This is a genomic window from Pantoea sp. R13S299 (assembly GCF_048515925.1).
Taxonomy (GTDB): Bacteria; Pseudomonadota; Gammaproteobacteria; order Enterobacterales; family Enterobacteriaceae; genus Pantoea.
This window is the reverse complement of the sequence record NZ_JBLYEF010000005.1, coordinates 142,085-161,377: the sequence shown is the minus strand read 5'-3', so window position 1 is coordinate 161,377 and position 19,293 is coordinate 142,085. Positions and strand designations below refer to the sequence as shown.

The window sequence follows — 19,293 nt, the reverse complement described above, 5'->3', positions numbered from 1 at the left end:
TAAGAAAGCTCAGACTTCCCTCAGCATAAACGTCAACAGAGCGATTCAAATCCGGAGGTTGAAATGAACACAGGCCAAACGCCTGCCCGGGAGTGGAACACACGCCGCAGTGAAAAAGCGCGTCGTATGGCCTCCTTTCCCCTTGATGGCAAAGTCATTCCTGCAGAAAGAGCCGTTGAAGCATTTGAACAGTTAATTGCGCCGGGCGACCGCGTGGTGCTGGAAGGGAATAACCAGAAACAGGCGGACTTTTTATCCCGCACTCTGGCGGCGGTGAATCCTTCAAAGATTCACGACCTGCATATGATTATGCCCAGCGTCGGCCGCAGCGAACATCTCGATATTTTTGAAAAAGGCATCGCCCGCAAACTCGACTTCTCTTTCTCTGGTCCGCAGAGCCTGCGCATGTCTCAGCTGTTGCAGGATGGCCAGCTGGAAATCGGCGCGATCCACACCTATATCGAACTCTATTCCCGTCTCTACGTTGATCTCAGCCCGAATGTGGCGCTGATTGCCGGCTACAAAGCCGACCGCAAAGGCAACCTCTATACCGGCCCGAGTACCGAAGATACCCCGGCGCTGGTCGAAGCCGCCGCGTTTCGTGACGGTATCGTGATAGCCCAGGTCAATGAGCTGGTCGATGACGAAACCGACCTGCCGCGCGTTGATATTCCCGGCTCCTGGATCGACTACATCCTAGTCGCTGACAAACCTTTCTTTATCGAACCGCTGTTTACCCGCGATCCGCGCCTGATTAAGCAGGAGCACATCCTGATGGCGATGATGGCGATTAAAGGCATTTACGCTGAACATCAGGTGCAGTCGCTGAACCACGGTATCGGCTTTAACACCGCCGCCATCGAACTGCTGCTGCCCACCTACGGCGAACAGCTCGGCCTGAAAGGCAAAATCTGTAAGCACTGGGCGCTGAACCCGCATCCGACGCTGATCCCGGCGATTGAGAGCGGCTGGGTGGAGAGCGTGCACTGCTTCGGCGGCGAGCTGGGTATGGAAGAGTATATCCGCGCCCGTCCCGACATCTTCTTTACCGGCAGCGACGGTTCGATGCGCTCTAACCGCGCCTTCTGCCAGCTGGCGGGTCAGTACGCGGTCGATATGTTTATCGGCGCCACCCTGCAGGTTGATGGGCTGGCGAACTCCTCTACCGTCACCCGTGGTCGTCTTTCCGGCTTCGGTGGCGCGCCAAATATGGGTCACGACCCGCATGGTCGCCGTCACGCGACGCCCGCCTGGCTGAATATGATCACCGAGCCAGACCCGATGCAGCGCGGTAAAAAACTGGTGGTGCAGATGGTCGAGACCTTCCAGGCCGGTGCCAAACCGACCTTCGTTGAAACGCTTGATGCGGTTGAAGTCGCGAAATCCTCCGGTATGCCGCTGGCCCCGGTGATGATCTACGGCGATGACGTCACGCACGTGCTGACCGAGGAAGGCATCGCCTATCTCTATCGTGCAGAGAGCCTTGAAGAGCGTCGCGCCATGGTCGCCGCGGTCGCCGGGATCACCGATATCGGTCTGGGCGTGGATGCCGCGCGCGTCACGGCCCTGCGTAAAAGCGGCAAAGTGGTTTACCCGGAAGATATGGGTATCCGCCGCTCCGACGCCACGCGTTCACTGCTGGCAGCGGGCAGCGTCGCTGACCTGGTTGAATGGTCAGATGGCCTGTACAACCCGCCTGCTAAATTCCGGAGCTGGTAATGAAACTCCTGTCACAGACCCATGCCGAGGCGCAGGCCAGTCAGCTGGCGACAATGGCGCGCGATTGTCTGATCGATGAAGCACGTCTGAGCCCGAAGCCGGGTCTGGTTGACAGTCGGGGAAATGGCGCGCATCGGGATCTGACGCTGGCGCTGATGGAGCGTTCCGCTCACAGCCTGATGCCGACCTTTCTGGCGCTGGCCCGTCACAGCTGGCTACGTCCCGCCGATATCGCCCTGCGCGAAACGGTGGGTCGGCTGGGCCGCGACGGCGAACAGCAGATGATGGCGGCAACCGGCGGCGTGAACACCCATCGGGGCGCGATCTGGGCGCTGGGATTGCTGGTAAGTGCCGCAGCGATGCAGGGTGGTGCAGTCAGTGCTGACCATCTGACCCGCACCGCTGCCGCGCTGGCGAGCCTGCCCGACAGCCACGCCCCCAGAGTCTTCAGCAAAGGGTTAAAAGCGACGCACCGCTATCAGGTGCCCGGTGCACGCGAAGAGGCGCAACAGGCGTTTCCTCACGTGATGAAGCTGGCGCTGCCGCAGTTGCTGACCAGCCGTGCAGTGGGAGCCAGTGAATGCGAAGCCCGACTGGATGCGCTGATGGCGATCATGACCTCGCTCAGCGATACCTGCGTGCTGTCACGTGCCGGCATGACCGGACTCGATGCCATGCAGCAGGGAGCACGTGCCGTGCTGCTGGCGGGCGGCTGCCGCACCGCCGCAGGTCAGGTGGCGCTCGCGCAGCTCGACCGCCGGATGCTGGCGCTCAACGCCTCGCCTGGCGGGGCCGCCGACCTGCTGGCCGCGACGCTGTTTATCGATCGCGTCTGTTCGCCTGAACATACTTATTTTTAGAGGCCATTATGGAACACATCACATTATCTCTACCTGCTAACCGCCTGCTCAGTGGCAGAGCGCTGGCCGGGGTCGTTGGTTCCGGTGATATGGAAGTGCTGTACACCGCAACTGAAGGCCAGACACTGAACATCGATATCACCACCTCACTGGATAACAGCGACGCCCGCTGGAAAGCGCTGTTCGACCGCCTGAACTTAATCAACGGCCTGCCCGCCGGAAAGATGATTATTCACGATTTCGGGGCGACACCCGGCGTGGCGCGTATCCGTATTGAACAGGTTTTTGAAGAGGTGAGCCATGCGTAACGATGCCAGTTTTATTGAATTACGGGCCCGTGAACGCGCCCATGCGCTGCTGGATGCGGGCAGCTATCGCGAACTGCTGGATCCCTTTGAGGGCATCATGTCGCCATGGCTGGCCCCCCAGGGCGTAGTACCTCAGTCAGACGACGGCATGGTCGTGGCACGCGGCACGCTGAACGGTCAGTCTGCGGTGGTGATCGCCATCGAAGGCACCTTCCAGGGTGGCAGCATGGGTGAAGTCTCCGGGGCAAAAATGGCGGCGGCGCTGGAGCTGGCGGCAGAAGACAACCGTAACGGTATTCCGACTCAGGCGGTGCTCTGCCTGGAGACCGGCGGCGTAAGGTTACAGGAAGCGAATCTGGGACTGGCGGCGATTGCCGATATCCATGCGGCGATTGTCGATCTGCGTCGCTACACCCCGGTGATCGGCATCGTTAGCGGCACCGTTGGCTGCTTCGGCGGGATGTCTATCGCCGCCGCGCTCTGCAGCTACCTGATCGTGACGCGTGAAGCCCGTCTGGGACTGAACGGCCCGCAGGTGATTGAGCAGGAAGCAGGCATTGAAGAGTATGACTCGCGCGATCGTCCGTTTATCTGGAGCATGACCGGCGGCGAAATCCGCTACGCCAGCGGCCTGGTCGATGCGCTGGTTAATGACGGCATCAACGCGGTAAAAACTTCGATGCATGAGTTTATTGCCCGAGGCGTTCCGGCGCAGAACCGCAGCGATAAATATGCCGATTTCCTGTCACGTCTGACGCAGTTCGATACCCGCCAGCAGGTGGATACGGCGCAGATTAAACAGCTTTTCGCCCGGGAGGAGAAATAATGACGCAGACAAGCAGCCGCGGTGCAACCTGGCTGGAAAAACTTGCACCCAATGCCCAGCGCCTTGATGGCCTGTGCGCCTCTGTTCAGGTGGCTGACGGCCAGCTCAATGGCGAAAAAGTCCGCTTTATCGCTGTGGTGCCCGATGCACAGAACCACTATCCGCGCGCCGCGCAGGGTGAAGTCGGTCTGCTGGAAGGCTGGACGCTGGCAAAAGTGGTGAATGAAACGCGCGAAGCTGACAAAAACAGCGCCGTGAAGCGCCCGATTGTGGCGGTGATTGACGTGCCGAGTCAGGCCTATGGCCGCCGCGAAGAAGCGTTTGGTATTCACCAGGCGCTGGCGGGCGCAGCAGGAGCCTATGCCGGTGCACGCCTTGATGGTCATCCGGTGATTGGCCTGATTGTCGGTAAAGCGATGTCCGGTGCGTTCCTGGCACACGGTTATCAGGCTAACCGCCTGATCGCGCTCAACGATCAGGGCGTGCTGGTGCATGCCATGGGCAAAGCGTCCGCAGCACGCATTACGCTGCGTTCAGTGGAGGCGCTGGAAAAACTGGCCGCCACCATTCCACCGATGGCGTACGACGTGAATAATTTCGCCACGCTGGGCCTGCTCTCCGATCTGCTGAATGTCGCCAGCCCTGATGCGCCCTCTGACGCCGATGTGGCGATGGTTGAGATTGCGCTGCACAAGGCGATCAGCGACGCACGTCAGGACCCGAGCCTGAAAAACCGCCTTGGTGCATCCAATCGTCACAGCTCTTCCCTGGTTCGCGAACGTATGCGCGCAGCCTGGTAACTAAATAAAAAAATAATCCTGCCGAAACCGGTCTGACGGGGCGCATCGCTAATTGCGCCCCGGAGCAGTGGCCGTGTTCAGAATTATAAACATCGCTGTTTTTAAAGAATTTTTTCTTAATTACAGGTGATTTATGATTTACATAATTGTTCATGCCCTTGCTCCAATCTTTGTCATTATGCTGTTAGGTTTCTGGGCTGGTAAGGCCGGGATGGTCAATAACAAAGATGTTTCACTGCTCAATATATTCGTGATGGATTTTGCGCTGCCCGCCGCGCTGTTCAGTGCCACGGTACAGACGCCCTGGTCGGGCATCGTGGCTCAGTCGCCGTTGATTGTGGTCTTAACCGGCGCGATGTGGATTACCTATGCGGCGATCTATTTCCTGGCGACCCGCGTATTTAAAAAGTCGCCTCAGGATGCGGCAGTATTAACGCTGACTGTCGCCTTACCGAATTACGCCGCGCTGGGGCTGCCGATTCTGGGCAGCGTACTGGGAGAAGGTTCATCAACCTCACTGTCTGTTGCGGTCTCGATTGCCTGCGGCTCCGTGCTGATGACGCCATTCTGTCTGCTGATTCTGGAGCGTGAAAAAGCGCGTATTGCCGGTGAGAATGTGGGTTCGACACTGACTATGCTGCCGGTACTGATGTGGCGCTCGATCAAGAAGCCGATCGTCCTGGGTCCGCTGCTGGGTGTGGTGCTGTCGGCGCTGGGCTTCAGAATGCCAGAGCTGGTCATCTCAGCTATTAAACCGCTGGGCCTGGCGGCCACTGCCGCCGCGCTGTTCCTGACCGGCGTGATCCTCTCAGCACGTCAGCTGAAACTTAACGCTGTCGTTGGCGTGGGTACGGTGGCTAAGCTGCTGATTCAGCCCCTGGTTGCCTGGGGTCTGGTGCTGGCGCTGGGTCTGAACGGTTCAGTGGCCATCACCGCTATCCTGATGATTGCGCTGTCGGCCGGTTTCTTTGGCGTGGTGTTTGGCAACCGCTTTGGCGTGCAGTCACCCGATGCTGAAGCCGTGCTGCTGTTAAGCTCGATTCTGTGTATTTTATCTTTACCGTTGTTCATTACGCTGACATCAGGAATGTAATATGAGTGCGCCGCGCCCCCACGATCTGCTCTGGCTGCGAAACAGCAGCGCGTTAGCGACGATCAAAGAGAGCTGGGTCAGCCCATTGTGGCATCCCGGACTGCCCGTGGTGGTGCGGCGCGATCACCGTGAATCAGGCCTGATCCCGATTGGCGTGCGCGGTGAGCGTCGTGAGCAGCGCGCCGCCGGCTGGATCACACCAGACGATATCATCCGGATGGCGACGCCAGAGAGTCTGGCGGAACGCACTCTGCTGCTGGCGTCGCCCTTTACGGCTTATGCGCCGGTCAGTGCGGCGATAGCGCTTAGCGAGACCGTCTGGCCGTGGTGCTGGGGCATTACCGGCAGCACCGGTTATGCGCTGGCGACGCAGCGCCCTGTGCTGCACGCCGCCAGCGATCTGGATTTAATCATCCGCGCCCCGCAGCCGCTGCCCCATGACGCGCTGCAACGGTGGCAGACAGAGACCGACGCGCTGAACTGCCGGGTGGATACCCAGGTGGAAACGCCCTCTGGCGCGTTTGCGCTAAACGAGTGGCTGCGCGAGGGTCGCGTGCTGTTAAAAACCGATACCGGACCGATACTGACCGCTTCACCCTGGAGCAGGGAGAATCCATGAAAATACTCTTTACCTTTCCTGGCCAGGGCACCCAGCGTGCCGGAATGCTGCAGCATCTGCCTGAGGGTGATGCGATATTAAGCCGCGTGCGTTCGGTGCTGGGCGACGAAACTGACCGGCTCGACAGCGCTGATGCGCTGCGCCACACACGCGCCGTGCAGCTTTGTCTGCTGATTTCCGGTATCGCCTGGGCGCAGGAGCTGATCCGCCGTGGAGTGAAGCCGGATATTGTTAGCGGTCTGTCGATTGGCGCGTTTCCTGCTGCGGTAATCGCCGGTGCGCTGGATTTCAGCGACGCCCTGCGGCTGGTTGCGCTGCGCGGCGACCTGATGGAGCAGGCGTATCCGCAGGGATATGGCCTGACCGCGATTACTGGTTTAACGCTGAGCCAGCTGGAGAAACTGCTGCCCGGCAGCAATGCCTACATCGCCAATTTAAATGCGGAAACGCAGATTGTGATTGCTGGTCGTGATGAGGATATGGCGATAGTGGCGCAAAGGGCGCTGGATGCCGGTGCCAGTAAGGCGATTAAACTCGCGGTGAGCGTGCCGTCGCACTGCGCGCTGCTGGATAAGCCCGCCGCCGAACTGGCTCGCGCGTTTGAGTCCGTCACCCTATCCCGCCCCGATTGCGCCTACCTCAGTGGCTCAAGCGCTCGGGTGATTTGGGAGCCGGAGAAGATTGCCGACGATCTGGCCTTTAATATGGCGCGCACAGTGCAGTGGAATGATGCGATTGTTTCCGCTAATCAGCGCGATGCCCGGCTGGCGATTGAGATGCCGCCCGGCAATGTGCTGACCGGCCTGACGCTACAGGCGAACTGGCAGGGTGAAGCGATCTGTCTGGAACGCAACAGCATCGAGGTGGCGCTGCATCTGGCTAAACGGCTGAGTCAGTAAGGCTGCGGGCGTACATCCGCCCTTCTGCCGCCAGCGCCAGCAGGTCATTATCCCGTTCGCGGTGATGTGAGTAGACAATCGAGATCTGCTGACGCATCTGATATGGCTCCGCGAGCGTCAGCAACTGGATGTTGTTTTCATAGACTTTCTTCATCCGTCCTGGAATCAGCGCCAGGCCAACACCCGCCTGCACCAGGCTGATCATCGAGAAGATGTCATTCACCTGGGTAACCATGCGCGGTTCAAATCCGGCGATCTGAAATGCCTCCTGCGAACCGGCATAGGTGGCAAATCCCTCCGCCAGCGAGACAAAATCACGATCGGCATAATCACGCAGATCCACCGGACCGGTTTTGTTCTGCGTTTCCCCTGCCGGTGCGGCCAGAAAAATTCCGTCTTCAAACAGCGGAATCACATCGAAATGCGCGTCACTGAGTTCGCCATCATCGGTAGCGATCAGAATCGCATCCAGCGCGTCATCCTCCAGCATATTCAGCAGCATCTGATTCGAACCCATGGTGAGATCAAGCTCCAGCGTGGGGCGACGTAGCTTCATGCCCATGATCAGCCGGGGAATGGTCTCAAGCGTCAGCGAATAGAGCGTGCCAAGCCGCAGGCGGCCTCCGCCGATGCCCGCGACCTTGCGCGCCTCTTCAATGCCTTTGCCCATCAGCGTGGTCACGTCGCGGCAATAGTCCAGCAGTGTCCAGGCGGCAGGCAGCGGCACCAGGTTGCGGCCCTTGTGGATAAACAGCGGGCAGTCGATGCCCTCTTCCAGCGTATGCAGTGCGCGATGCACGCTGACGCTGCTCAGCGCCAGCGCTTCCGCCGTACGGGCGATATTGCCCTTGCTCATAAACATCATGAAGACGCTGAGTTTACGGAAGGTAATTTCCTGGTTGATGTTGTCACTCATTGCTGCTGTTGCCTGTAGGGTCATTTTGCTTTCCCGCATAGTAGCGACTCTCAGCCAGGGTGTAATGATCTGGTTCGCACAACGGGCATTTACGGGCGAAGAGAGGATAAGCGGCTGAATTTTCTGGAGGAGTGCGGAGTGGAGAGTGCGGCCGATCCATCGGCCGCAGAGAGAGTCAGAACAGCTTACTGCACGTGCCTTACAGTCTTACCGGCGAGATATTCCAGATCTCATCGGCGTACTCCTGAATGGTACGGTCCGACGAGAAATAGCCCATTCCGGCGATGTTTTTCGCTGCGCGGCGCTGCCACTCATCCGGTTTACGGTAGAGCGCATCCACCTTATCCTGGGTATCCACATAGCTGCGATAATCCGCCAGTAACTGGTAGTGATCGCCGAAGTTAACCAGAGAATCGAACAGATTGCGGTAGCGGCCCGGATCCTGCGGACTGAACAGACCTGAAGCAATCTGGGTCAGCACCTGATGCAACTCTTCATCTTTTTCGTAATAGTCACGCGGGTTATAGCCGCCCTTACGCAGCGCTTCGACCTGCGGCGTGGTATTACCGAAAATAAAGATGTTCTCTTCACCGACGTGATCCAGCATCTCAACGTTGGCACCATCCAGCGTGCCGATAGTCAGCGCGCCATTCAGGGCAAACTTCATGTTACTGGTGCCGGACGCTTCCGTCCCTGCGGTCGAGATCTGCTCAGAGAGATCGGCCGCCGGGATGATGATCTGCGCCAGGCTCACGCTGTAGTTCGGGATGAAGACCACTTTGAGCTTGTTCTTCACCTGCGGATCGTTGTTGATCACATTCGCGACATCGTTGATCAGATGAATGATGTGCTTGGCGACGTAATAGGCCGATGCCGCTTTACCGGCAAAGATATTCACGCGCGGCACCCAGTCCGCCTGTGGGTCGGCCTTGATACGGTTGTATCGGGTGATCACATGCAGCACGTTGAGCAGCTGGCGTTTGTACTCGTGAATGCGCTTGATCTGCACATCAAACAGCGCGTTCGGGTCGAGCACCACGTCCAGATTCTTCGCCACCCAGTCGGCCAGCCGACGCTTGTTCTGATACTTGGCGACCGCCACTTTTTCAATAAACGCCGGATAGTCGATCTGCGCCTTCAGCTCGCCCAGCTGGCTGAGATCGGTGCGCCAGTTGCGGCCAATCTCCTCATCCAGCACCTCTGACAGCGCCGGGTTCGCCAGCGCCAGCCAGCGACGCGGAGTGACGCCATTGGTTTTGTTACAGAAGCGACCAGGGAACAGACGGGAGAAATCGGCAAACAGCGACTGTACCATCAGATTGGAGTGCAGCTCCGAAACGCCGTTTACTTTGTGGCTGACCACCACCGCCAGCCAGCCCATGCGTATCCGGCGGCCATCGTTTTCGTCGATGATCGAAATGCGCGACAGCAGATCCAGGTCATCGGGATAGTGATCCTGAATGGTCTTAAGGAAGAAGTCGTTAATTTCAAAAATAATGCTGAGGTGACGCGGCAGGATCTTGCCGATCATATCGACCGGCCAGGTTTCCAGCGCTTCGGTCATCAGCGTATGGTTGGTGTAGGAGAAGACCTGACAGCAGACGTCAAAAGCGTTGTCCCAGCTGAATTTATGATCGTCGATCAGCAGGCGCATCAGTTCGGGGATCGCCAGCACCGGATGGGTATCATTCAGGTGAATAGCGATTTTATCCGCCAGGTTGTCCCAGGTCTGATGCATCCGCCAGTGACGATTCAGAATGTCCTGCACCGTCGCGGAGACCAGGAAATATTCCTGACGCAGGCGCAGTTCACGGCCTGAGTAGGTCGAGTCATCCGGATAGAGCACGCGCGACACGTTCTCGGAGTGGTTTTTATCTTCCACTGCCGCAAAGTAGTCGCCCTGGTTGAACTTGCCGAGGTTGATTTCGTTGCTGGCCTGCGCGCCCCACAGCCGTAAGGTGTTGGTAGCGTCGGTATCAAAGCCCGGAATGATCTGGTCATAGGCCATCGCCAGGATCTCTTCGGTCTCCAGCCAGCGCACTTTCGCGCCTTCGTGCTGGACGCGGCCACCAAAGCGCACTTTGTAACGGGTATTGAAACGCTGGAATTCCCACGGATTACCATATTCAAGCCAGTAATCCGGCGACTCTTTCTGCTCACCTTCCACAATGTTCTGTTTGAACATGCCGTAATCATACCGGATGCCATAGCCACGGCCCGGCATGCCCAGCGTCGCCAGCGAGTCGAGGAAACAGGCCGCCAGGCGACCCAGACCACCGTTGCCCAGCCCCGGATCGTTCTCCTCTTCCATCAGCTCGGCCAGATCCAGACCCATCTCATCCAGCGCCTGGTTGAGATCGTCATAAATCCCCATCGCCAGCAGCGCATTGCCCAGCGTGCGGCCCATCAGGAACTCCATCGACAGGTAATAGACCTGCCGGACATCCTGCGACAGCTGAGCACGGCTGGAACGCAGCCAGCGCTCCACCATCCGGTCGCGCACCGCCAGCAGTGAGGCGTTAAGCCACTCATGCTTATTGGCGATAGAGGGATCTTTGCCGATGGTAAACATCAGTTTGTAGGCAATCGAATGCTTTAAGGCATCAACCGTCAACGTTGGTGAGGCGTAAGTGAAAGGTGCATTCATATCCAGTTTTCCCAATCCGTTACATCAAACGTTGGTAGAGATCACGGTAGGCTTGTGCTGCCACCTGCCAGCTAAAGTCCATCGCCATTGCCTGGCGCTGAACATAGCGCCAGAGCGAAGGACGGGACCACAACACAAACGCGCGCCGGATAGCCCGAAGCAGTGACCAGGCGTTGGCATCTTCAAAACTGAATCCACTGGCGATGCCGTCGGCCAGATTCTCCAGTGAGCTGTCATTCACGGTATCGGCCAGCCCGCCGGTGCGGCGCACTAACGGCAACGTACCATACTTGAGGCCATAAAGTTGTGTCAGACCACAGGGCTCAAAGCGACTCGGCACCACAATCACGTCCGCGCCGCCGACAATGCGGTGTGAGAACGCTTCGTGATAGCCGATCTGCACGCCGACGCTGCCCGGATGCTCTGCCGCCGCCGCCAGGAAGCCCTGCTGCAGTTCAGCATCGCCCTGGCCCAGCAGCACCAGTTGACCGCCCTGCGCCAGCAAGCCGGGCAGCGCCTCCAGCACCAGGTCCAGCCCTTTCTGTTTGGTCAGACGGCTGATCACGCAGAACACCGGCGCTTTATCATCCACCTTCAGACCCATCGCCACCTGCAGCTGGCGTTTGTTCTCCGCTTTTGCTTCCAGCGTGTCGCGGTTATAACGCGCGCTGAGCAGCAGATCGTGCGCCGGATCCCAGATAGAGGGATCAACGCCGTTGAGAATGCCGCTAAGACGGCCTTCACGCATCCGCTGTGCCAGCAGGGTTTCCATGCCGTAAGCATATTCGGCAGAGGTAATTTCATGGGCGTAAGTCGGGCTGACCGCCGTGATATGGTCGGCGTAAAAAAGTCCCGCTTTCAGGAAGGAGATCTGACCGAAGAACTCCAGCCCGTGCATGTTAAAGAACGACCATGGCAGGCCAATCTCTTCCATGTGGTGCGCCATGAACAGCCCCTGATACGCCAGGTTGTGCACGGTGAAGACCGATTTAGCCGGACGACCACGCGCTTCCAGATAGGCGCAGGTCAGGCCTGCATGCCAGTCATGGGCATGCACAATATCGGGACGCCACATCGCGTCCATGCCGCACGCCAGTTCACAGCCGACCCAACCCAGCAGCGCAAAGCGCAGATAGTTGTCGACATACGCAAACTGCGATTCGTCATGGTAGGGACTACCCGGACGATCGTAGAGGCCGGGAGCATCAATCAAGTAGATGCCCACACCGTTAAATTCACCAAATAGCAGACGTACATGACCGGCAAATGTTTCTCGCTCTGTCACGACCTGGAGATCAGGTATGCCTTTGCGCAATGCGGGAAAAGCGGGCAGTAGTACCCGCGTATCCGTGCCGCCCGCAATTTGTGCCTGAGGTAATGCCCCGACTACATCAGCCAGTCCGCCCGTTTTTAGCAGCGGGAAAAGTTCCGAACAGACATGTAAAACCTGCATCCTCGACCTCATTAAGTTATCCGACACGCTCCGCGTGCCGATTGCGTAAGTTTCGCTTATCGCTTACAGCCCCGCTTTGGCCAGCCTGGCCAGCATGGCGCGGGTTACCAGTACGATGCCTTCATCCGAACGGTGAAACCGGCGACTGTCTTCATCCGGGTTTTCGCCAATGACCATGCCTTCCGGTAACTCGCAGGCACGATCAATGACGCAGCGACGCAGACGACACGATCGGCCCACTACCACATCAGGCAGCAGTACAGTTGAATCTATATTGCAAAAAGAGTTAACGCGTACCCGCGGGAACAGCACCGAATTGACCACCACTGAACCGGAGATGATGCAGCCCCCCGAAACCAGCGAGTTCATAGTCATCCCGTGACTGCCGGAACGATCCTGAACAAATTTGGCCGGCGGCAGCGGCTCCATGTGGGTACGAATCGGCCAGGTGACGTCATACATATCGAGTTCAGGCATCACCGATGCCAGGTCGAGATTGGCGCGCCAGTAGGCTTCCAGCGTCCCGACGTCGCGCCAGTAAGGCGGCGCATTGTCATCGTTCTGTACGCAGGAGAGCGCAAAGGAGTGCGCATAGCCTTCGCCGCTTGCCACGATTTTCGGCAGGATATCTTTGCCGAAGTCGTGGTTAGAGCCTGGCGTCTGCAGATCCTCTTCCAGCAGTTCATAGAGATAGTCTGCGTTGAAAACGTAGATCCCCATGCTGGCGAGCGCCTGAGTGTCATCACCCGGCATGGTGGGCGGTTTCGCGGGTTTCTCCACGAAGTCGATCACCATGTTCTCTTCGTCCACCGCCATCACGCCAAACGCAGTGGCTTCATGCACCGGCACCGGTAAACAGGCGATGGTACATTTCGCCTCGTTGACCACGTGATCCAGCAGCATGCGTGAATAATCCATCTTATAAATGTGGTCCCCGGCAAGGATCACGATGTACTGCGCCTGATAGCGGCGAATCACATCAAGGTTTTGCGTCACGGCATCGGCCGTCCCGCGATACCACTGTTCGGTCGAAAATCGCTGCTGCGCTGGCAGCAAATCGACAAACTCATTCATCTCTTCATTGAAGATCGACCAGCCACGCTGGATGTGCTGAGTCAGGGTATGAGACTGATACTGAGTAATCACGCCAATCCGTCGGATACCGGAGTTGACGCAGTTGGAGAGGGCAAAGTCGATAATGCGGAACTTGCCGCCGAAATGCACCGCCGGTTTGGCACGTTTGGCCGTTAAATCGACCAGGCGCGTGCCGCGTCCGCCGGCGAGGATCAGAGCAACCGTCTGTGTAGGGAGCTGGCGGGCCAGCATCAGGTGATCTGTTCTATCTAACTTAACCATGTCTGACTCCTTATGATTGCTTTTGGAACACGCACACACCGTGTGCGGGACCATGCCAGACAGTTAGCAGGATGGGGTTGTCGTCCCCGGCGAAAGGAGGAAGGGCGCGCCATTCTCCGTCTGGTAACACGATGTCATTCACCGTATCCGTGGCGTTTATTGTTATTAACCAGCGGCCGGACAGCAGGATCTGCAATCTGTGCATCCCCTGTGCCCATTCATCGTGTTGCAGTGGCTGGCCACCGGCATTGAGCCACTGCACATTGCCGTCACCGTCCTGCCACCAGCGATCTGCCGTCAGCGCCGGAATGCGCTGGCGCAGCTCGATCAGTGCAGCGGTGAATCCGACTAATCCCTTCTCATCCGCCTGCCAGTCAAGCCAGCTCAGGGCGTTGTCCTGACAGTAAGCGTTGTTATTGCCACGCTGGGTGTGGCCGCGCTCATCGCCTGCCAGCAGCATCGGCGTGCCCTGTGACAGCAGCAGCGTCGTCAGCAGTGCCCGCACGCTGCGACGGCGACGTTCAATCACGTCGAAGCTGACGTTCAGCCCCTCTTTGCCGTGGTTGTGGCTGTAGTTATCGCCGTGACCATCACGGTTATCTTCCCCGTTCGCTTCGTTGTGTTTACGTTCGAAGCTCACCACATCCCACAGCGTAAAGCCGTCGTGGGCGGTGATCAGGTTAACCGTGGCGTGTGGCGACCGGTCATCATGCTGGTAGAGATCGCTGGAGGCGGCAAAGCGGCGGACGAACTCGCCGTTGCTTATGTCGCCGTGCAGCCAGTAACGACGCGCGGTGTCGCGAAACTGATCGTTCCATTCGGCAAACGGCGGCGGAAAACGACCAACCTGATAGCCGTCAGGGCCGATATCCCAGGGTTCAGCAATCAGCTTGACCTGAGAGAGCAGCGGACAGGCGCGTATCGCCTCAAAAAATGGCGCATCACGCTGGTAATCCGGTGTGCGGCCCAGCACCGGCGCGAGGTCAAAGCGGAAGCCGTCGACGTGGCAGACACGCACCCAGTAGCGCAGCGCCTCTAAAGCCCACGTCATCACCTGCGGATGATGGATATTCAGCGTGTTGCCGCAGCCGGTCCAGTTCTGATAATCGCCCTGCTCATCGAGCCAGTAGTAGCTGGCGTTGTCGATGCCGCGCATGGAGATTGTCGGGCCAATCTCATCCAGTTCAGCGGTGTGGTTGAACACCACATCCAGCAGCACCTCGATACCCGCGGCGTGCAGGTTTTTGACCGCCTGCTGAAACTCCTGCAACGGCGTCACGCCCGGCTGACCGGAGGCGTAACGGGGATCCACCGCCCAGAGCGCAAAGGGGTTATAGCCCCAGTAGTTGCTGAGACCGAGCTGCAATAGTCGCGGCTCGCTGGCGAAGTGCGCCACCGGCAGCAGCTCAAGGGTGGTAATCCCCAGACTGCGCAGGTAATTCACCATAACAGGATGACCGAGCGCCGCGTAAGTCCCGCGCAGCGTTTCCGGAATTTCCGGATGCTGCTGCGTCAGGCCGCGCACGTGGGCTTCGTAAATCACCGTGTTACCCCAGGGAATACCCGGTGCGACGTCGTCCTGCCAGTCAAAATCCTCCGCGACCACACATGACTTCGGCGCAATCGCCGCGTTGTCATGCGGGTCGGGCTGCGCTTTGCCGCCGTGAAACAGCGGATCATCAGGTACATCGCCTTCAACCGCGCGGGCGCACGGGTCAACCAGCAGCTTCGCCGGATTAAAACGATGTCCCTGCTGCGGCGACCAGGGGCCATGCACCCGGTAGCCGTAGCGCTGTCCCGGTTTTAACGCCGGAACATAACCATGCCAGATATCCCCGCTGCGGCCAGGCAGGTCAAGACGCTGTTCTGCGCCCTGCTCATCAAACAGGCAGAGCTCTACGCGCCCGGCATGCTGTGAGAACAGGGTGAAGTTAACGCCTTTGCCATCGTAACTGGCACCCAGCGGTTCGGGATCTCCGGCAGTGATGGTCATTCAGCCTCCCGCACCAGCCATACCGTTGCCAGCGGCGGCAGATTGAGGCTCAGCGACTGCGGTCGCCCGTGGCTCTCCTGCTCATCGGTATGCACCCGATGGTTGCGCACGTCGCTGCCGTGATACTCATGCTGATCGGTATTCAGCACTTCACGCCAGTAGCCAGGCTGGTTAACGCCAAAGCGATAGCCCGGACGCGGCACCGGCGTAAAGTTACTGACCACGATCACTTCGTTGCCTTCACGGTCACGACGGACAAAGGCGAAGACGGAGTGTTCCGCATCGTTTACCACCAGCCACTCAAAGCCTGCCGGATCGAAGTCGAGCTGATGCAGCGGCGTGTAGTACTGATAGGTGTGGTTGAGATCGCGCACCAGACGGTGAACGCCGTGGTGCCAGTTGTCGTCCCCTTCCAGCAGATGCCAGTCAAGGCTGACGTCGTGGTTCCACTCGCGACCCTGGGCAAATTCGTTGCCCATAAACAGCAGTTTCTTGCCGGGGAAGCCCCACATCCAGCCGTAGTAAGCACGCAGGTTGGCGAACTTCTGCCATGCATCGCCCGGCATACGATCGAGAATCGAGCGCTTACCGTGCACCACTTCGTCATGCGACAGCGGCAGCACAAAGTTTTCGGTGTAGTTGTACATCATGCCGAAGCTCATCAGATCGTGATGGTGCTTACGGTAGATGGGATCGACCTTCATGTAGTCGAGTGTGTCGTGCATCCAGCCCAGATTCCATTTGAACCAGAAACCCAGCCCGCCGTCTTCGGTGGGACGCGTCACGCCAGGATAGTCTGTCGACTCTTCGGCCATGGTCACCGAACCGGATGCCACGGTGCCGAGCGTACGGTTGGTGTGACGCAGAAACTCAATCGCTTCCAGGTTCTCACGGCCACCGTACTGATTCGGCACCCACTCCCCTTCGCTGCGGCTGTAGTCGCGGTAGATCATCGACGCCACCGCATCCACGCGCAGGCCATCAATGCCAAAGCGCTCCGTCCAGTAGAGCGCGTTGCCCGACAGGTAGTTGCTCACTTCCCGGCGACCAAAGTTGTAGATCAGGGTATTCCAGTCCTGGTGAAAGCCTTCACGTGGGTCACTGTGCTCATAGAGCTCGGTGCCGTCGTATCTTGCCAGACCGAAATCGTCGCTAGGGAAGTGGCCCGGCACCCAGTCGAGCAGCACGTTGAGGCCCGCTTCATGGGCGGCGTCAATGAAGGCGCGGAACTCGTCACGGGTACCAAAACGTCGGGTCGGCGCATACATGCCCAGCGGCTGATAGCCCCAGCTGCCATCAAACGGATGTTCGTTGATCGGCAGCAGTTCGATATGGGTAAAGCCCATCTCTTTGACGTAGGGCACCAGCTGTTCAGCCAGCTCTTTGTAGCTCAGCCAGAAGTTGTTGTCGGTGTGACGACGCCAGGAGCCCAGATGCACTTCATAGATGGAGATCGGCGCGTCAAAGGCGTTGGCCGCCTTGCGCTCCGCTTTCATCTCAACCGGCTCCGGCAGACCACAGATCATCGACGCAGTCTGCGGACGCATCTGCGCCTCAAACGCGTACGGGTCCGCTTTGATGCGCAGTTCGCCATTGGCGTCGATGATTTCATACTTATAGAGCTGGCCATTGACCGCGCCCGGTACAAACAGCTCCCAGATGCCCAGCTCCTGACGCAGACGCATCGGATGACGGCGGCCATCCCAGAAGTTGAAATCGCCAACCACTGACACGCGACGGGCGTTGGGTGCCCATACGCAGAAGCGGGTGCCGAAGACGCCATCGATGACGTCACCGTGCGCGCCCAGCGTCTCATAAGGGCGCAGGTGCGTCCCTTCTGCCAGCAGCCACAGATCCATCTCCTGCAGCAGCGGACCAAAGCGATAGGCATCGTCTACCAGGTTTTGCTGGCCGTGCCAGTTCACCGCCAGCTGATAGCGGAACGGGTTTTTGCGGCGTGGAATAACGCCACTGAAGAAGCCACGTGCATCTTCACACACCAGCTGAGCCAGTTTGCGCCCGGTGGAGGTTTCAATGACCCACACTTCAAGCGCTTCGGGGAGCAATGCCCTGACTTCAAGGCCTTGCTGAGTTCGGTGCATCCCTAGTAACGAAAAAGGGTCGGCATAATTACCCGCAAACAGGGCATTGATCGCATCGCGATCGGGAAGCTCTGACATGACTTTCTTCCTGTGATAATTGGCAGCCGAAATGAACGCGACACAGCCTGTCGCGGTTCACCTGCGCTGCTCTTCATTGAGCCATACGTACAACGACAAAGAAGTCAGGCCATTCCGTGGGAAAAGTGTTTTTGCCGTGTACCACAACCATTTAATCCGGAAAGCACAAGAGTTACCTGTGGCACATCATGGTTAAATCATAGCTTGGTCACGGCACTTGCCATGGACTAAAGCAAAATAATCTTTACCGACCGGCAAAAAAGGGAAGTTGATCACTGAGTAAGCGAAACGGCAGATTGTTTCGTGTACGACAAAAACAAAAAAGGCCGGATAAATCCGGCCTTTGGCGATGTTTTCTGTTTAGCTGGTTAACAACCGCAGCATGCGACGTAGCGGTTCGGCTGCGCCCCATAACAGCTGGTCGCCCACCGTGAAGGCGGAGAGATATTCCGGCCCCATATTCAGTTTACGCAACCGGCCAACCGGCGTGGTCAGCGTACCGGTGACAGCGGCAGGCGTCAGTTCACGCATCGTCAGTTCGCGGTCATTCGGCACCACTTTGACCCACTCATTGTGAGAGGCCAGCAGCTGCTCAATTTCAGCCAGCGGCAGGTCGCGTTTCAGCTTCAGCGTAAAGGCCTGGCTGTGGCAGCGCAGTGCCCCGACGCGCACGCACAATCCATCAACGGGGATGACGTTACGGGTGGCGAGGATCTTGTTGGTCTCAGCCTGGCCTTTCCACTCTTCGCGGCTCTGACCGTTTTCCAGCTGTTTGTCGATCCACGGAATCAGGCTGCCCGCCAGCGGCACGCCGAAGTTATCGGTCGGCAGGGTACCGGAACGGGTGAAGTCGGTCACGCTACGCTCGATGTCGAGGATGGCGGAGGCCGGGTTCTGCAGCGCAGGCGCAACGTGATCGTGCAGCATGCCCATCTGGGTCAGCAGTTCACGCATGTGGCGCGCGCCGCCGCCAGAGGCCGCCTGATAGGTGGCAACCGAAGCCCACTCCACCAGGTCCTGAGCAAACAGGCCGCCCAGCGACATCAGCATCAGGCTGACGGTACAGTTACCGCCGACAAAGGTTTTGATCCCACTGTCGATGCCCTGGCGAATCACCGCATGGTTGACCGGATCGAGGATGATGATGGCATCATCTTTCATGCGCAGCGTGGAGGCCGCATCAATCCAGTATCCCTGCCAGCCGCTGGCGCGCAGCTTTGGATAGACGTCACTGGTGTAGTCGCCACCCTGGCAGGTAATAATGATATCCAGCGCCCGCAGCGCCTCAATATCAAACGCATCCTGCAGTGTGCCCTGCTGTTTGCCCGCAAATGCGGGTGCCGCCTGACCATGCTGCGACGTCGAGAAGAAGACCGGATTGATTGCATCAAAATCACGCTCTTCACTCATGCGGGACATCAGCACGGAGCCGACCATACCGCGCCAACCAACAAAACCTACATTCTTCATGTCGTGTCCGTCTAAGGCAGTTACACCTGCTTTTCATTTCAGAGGAGAGAGCGGCGTGCTATTTTCACGCCGCTCTGCGTAATAATAAGATTTACCTGTGTCCCTTCACTCTACAAAATGCAGGCCGGGTAGCAAGTGAATTAATTCGATTACG

The 19,293-nt window shown here is 58.3% G+C and carries 15 protein-coding genes; 8 read left to right on the top strand and 7 right to left on the bottom strand.

The window, feature by feature from the left end:
• The first annotated feature begins 63 nt into the window (after positions 1-63).
• The 8 genes from mdcA (at position 64) to mdcH (ending at position 7,124) form a co-directional block, all read left to right on the top strand.
• Positions 64-1,719 carry a malonate decarboxylase subunit alpha gene (mdcA, locus tag ACN1CO_RS19850; RefSeq protein ID WP_419140392.1) on the top strand — a complete coding sequence of 552 codons (1,656 nt, stop codon included), beginning with the start codon at positions 64-66 and terminating at the stop codon, positions 1,717-1,719.
• A complete protein-coding gene (locus tag ACN1CO_RS19845) occupies positions 1,719-2,579 on the top strand; it encodes a triphosphoribosyl-dephospho-CoA synthase (RefSeq protein WP_419140391.1) in 861 nt (286 codons plus the stop codon). The genes mdcA and ACN1CO_RS19845 overlap by 1 nt, the downstream gene beginning before the upstream one ends.
• Positions 2,580-2,587: 8 nt before the next feature.
• Positions 2,588-2,887, top strand: a complete 300-nt coding sequence (gene mdcC, locus ACN1CO_RS19840; protein WP_283546887.1) for a malonate decarboxylase acyl carrier protein — start codon at positions 2,588-2,590, stop codon at positions 2,885-2,887.
• Positions 2,880-3,713, top strand: coding sequence for a biotin-independent malonate decarboxylase subunit beta (locus ACN1CO_RS19835; RefSeq protein WP_419140390.1), 834 nt, complete (start codon positions 2,880-2,882; stop codon positions 3,711-3,713). The genes mdcC and ACN1CO_RS19835 overlap by 8 nt, the downstream gene beginning before the upstream one ends.
• Entirely contained in the window at positions 3,713-4,513 is an 801-nt protein-coding gene (mdcE, locus tag ACN1CO_RS19830; protein ID WP_419140389.1) for a biotin-independent malonate decarboxylase subunit gamma, read from the top strand. The genes ACN1CO_RS19835 and mdcE overlap by 1 nt, the downstream gene beginning before the upstream one ends.
• 133 nt (positions 4,514-4,646) lie before the next feature.
• Entirely contained in the window at positions 4,647-5,606 is a 960-nt protein-coding gene (locus ACN1CO_RS19825) for an AEC family transporter (RefSeq protein WP_419140388.1), read from the top strand.
• A gap of 1 nt (position 5,607) precedes the next feature.
• Positions 5,608-6,225 carry a malonate decarboxylase holo-ACP synthase gene (locus ACN1CO_RS19820; RefSeq protein WP_419140387.1) on the top strand — a complete coding sequence of 206 codons (618 nt, stop codon included), beginning with the start codon at positions 5,608-5,610 and terminating at the stop codon, positions 6,223-6,225.
• Positions 6,222-7,124 (top strand): malonate decarboxylase subunit epsilon, encoded by a 903-nt coding sequence (mdcH, locus tag ACN1CO_RS19815; RefSeq protein ID WP_419140386.1) that lies wholly within the window; start codon positions 6,222-6,224, stop codon positions 7,122-7,124. Before ACN1CO_RS19820 ends, mdcH begins: the two co-directional genes overlap by 4 nt.
• On the opposite strand, the gene ACN1CO_RS19810 is transcribed toward mdcH, so the two are convergent.
• The 7 genes from ACN1CO_RS19810 to asd all read right to left on the bottom strand — a co-directional run bounded on the left by ACN1CO_RS19810 (position 7,105) and on the right by asd (position 19,139).
• Positions 7,105-8,040, bottom strand: a complete 936-nt coding sequence (locus ACN1CO_RS19810) for a LysR family transcriptional regulator (protein ID WP_419140461.1) — start codon at positions 8,038-8,040, stop codon at positions 7,105-7,107. The genes mdcH and ACN1CO_RS19810 overlap by 20 nt on opposite strands.
• A 199-nt stretch (positions 8,041-8,239) precedes the next feature.
• Positions 8,240-10,687 carry a glycogen phosphorylase gene (glgP, locus tag ACN1CO_RS19805; RefSeq protein ID WP_010253240.1) on the bottom strand — a complete coding sequence of 816 codons (2,448 nt, stop codon included), beginning with the start codon at positions 10,685-10,687 and terminating at the stop codon, positions 8,240-8,242.
• A gap of 19 nt (positions 10,688-10,706) precedes the next feature.
• Positions 10,707-12,140, bottom strand: a complete 1,434-nt coding sequence (gene glgA, locus ACN1CO_RS19800; RefSeq protein WP_010253243.1) for a glycogen synthase GlgA — start codon at positions 12,138-12,140, stop codon at positions 10,707-10,709.
• A 63-nt stretch (positions 12,141-12,203) separates the two neighbouring features.
• Positions 12,204-13,496, bottom strand: a complete 1,293-nt coding sequence (gene glgC / locus ACN1CO_RS19795) for a glucose-1-phosphate adenylyltransferase (RefSeq protein ID WP_010253246.1) — start codon at positions 13,494-13,496, stop codon at positions 12,204-12,206.
• A 10-nt stretch (positions 13,497-13,506) separates the two neighbouring features.
• On the bottom strand, positions 13,507-15,489 hold the full coding sequence (glgX, locus tag ACN1CO_RS19790; protein WP_419140385.1) for a glycogen debranching protein GlgX: 1,983 nt from the start codon (positions 15,487-15,489) through the stop codon (positions 13,507-13,509).
• Positions 15,486-17,669 carry a 1,4-alpha-glucan branching enzyme gene (glgB, locus tag ACN1CO_RS19785; RefSeq protein ID WP_010253252.1) on the bottom strand — a complete coding sequence of 728 codons (2,184 nt, stop codon included), beginning with the start codon at positions 17,667-17,669 and terminating at the stop codon, positions 15,486-15,488. Before glgB ends, glgX begins: the two co-directional genes overlap by 4 nt.
• A 360-nt stretch (positions 17,670-18,029) precedes the next feature.
• Entirely contained in the window at positions 18,030-19,139 is a 1,110-nt protein-coding gene (gene asd, locus ACN1CO_RS19780; protein WP_010671542.1) for an aspartate-semialdehyde dehydrogenase, read from the bottom strand.
• Between the last annotated feature and the right edge of the window lie 154 nt (positions 19,140-19,293).

Bases quoted from the DNA above. Each gene is read 5' to 3' on its own strand.
- glgB (WP_010253252.1), bottom strand. From the start codon at position 17,669: ATGTCAGAGCTTCCCGATCGCGATGCGATCAATGCCCTGTTTGCGGGT.
- glgC (WP_010253246.1), bottom strand. From the start codon at position 13,496: ATGGTTAAGTTAGATAGAACAGATCACCTGATGCTGGCCCGCCAGCTC.
- mdcC (WP_283546887.1), top strand. From the start codon at position 2,588: ATGGAACACATCACATTATCTCTACCTGCTAACCGCCTGCTCAGTGGC.
- mdcE (WP_419140389.1), top strand. From the start codon at position 3,713: ATGACGCAGACAAGCAGCCGCGGTGCAACCTGGCTGGAAAAACTTGCA.
- mdcA (WP_419140392.1), top strand. From the start codon at position 64: ATGAACACAGGCCAAACGCCTGCCCGGGAGTGGAACACACGCCGCAGT.
- glgP (WP_010253240.1), bottom strand. From the start codon at position 10,687: ATGAATGCACCTTTCACTTACGCCTCACCAACGTTGACGGTTGATGCC.
- ACN1CO_RS19845 (WP_419140391.1), top strand. From the start codon at position 1,719: ATGAAACTCCTGTCACAGACCCATGCCGAGGCGCAGGCCAGTCAGCTG.
- ACN1CO_RS19820 (WP_419140387.1), top strand. From the start codon at position 5,608: ATGAGTGCGCCGCGCCCCCACGATCTGCTCTGGCTGCGAAACAGCAGC.
- ACN1CO_RS19825 (WP_419140388.1), top strand. From the start codon at position 4,647: ATGATTTACATAATTGTTCATGCCCTTGCTCCAATCTTTGTCATTATG.
- glgA (WP_010253243.1), bottom strand. From the start codon at position 12,140: ATGCAGGTTTTACATGTCTGTTCGGAACTTTTCCCGCTGCTAAAAACG.
- asd (WP_010671542.1), bottom strand. From the start codon at position 19,139: ATGAAGAATGTAGGTTTTGTTGGTTGGCGCGGTATGGTCGGCTCCGTG.
- mdcH (WP_419140386.1), top strand. From the start codon at position 6,222: ATGAAAATACTCTTTACCTTTCCTGGCCAGGGCACCCAGCGTGCCGGA.
- glgX (WP_419140385.1), bottom strand. From the start codon at position 15,489: ATGACCATCACTGCCGGAGATCCCGAACCGCTGGGTGCCAGTTACGAT.
- ACN1CO_RS19835 (WP_419140390.1), top strand. From the start codon at position 2,880: ATGCGTAACGATGCCAGTTTTATTGAATTACGGGCCCGTGAACGCGCC.
- ACN1CO_RS19810 (WP_419140461.1), bottom strand. From the start codon at position 8,040: ATGAGTGACAACATCAACCAGGAAATTACCTTCCGTAAACTCAGCGTC.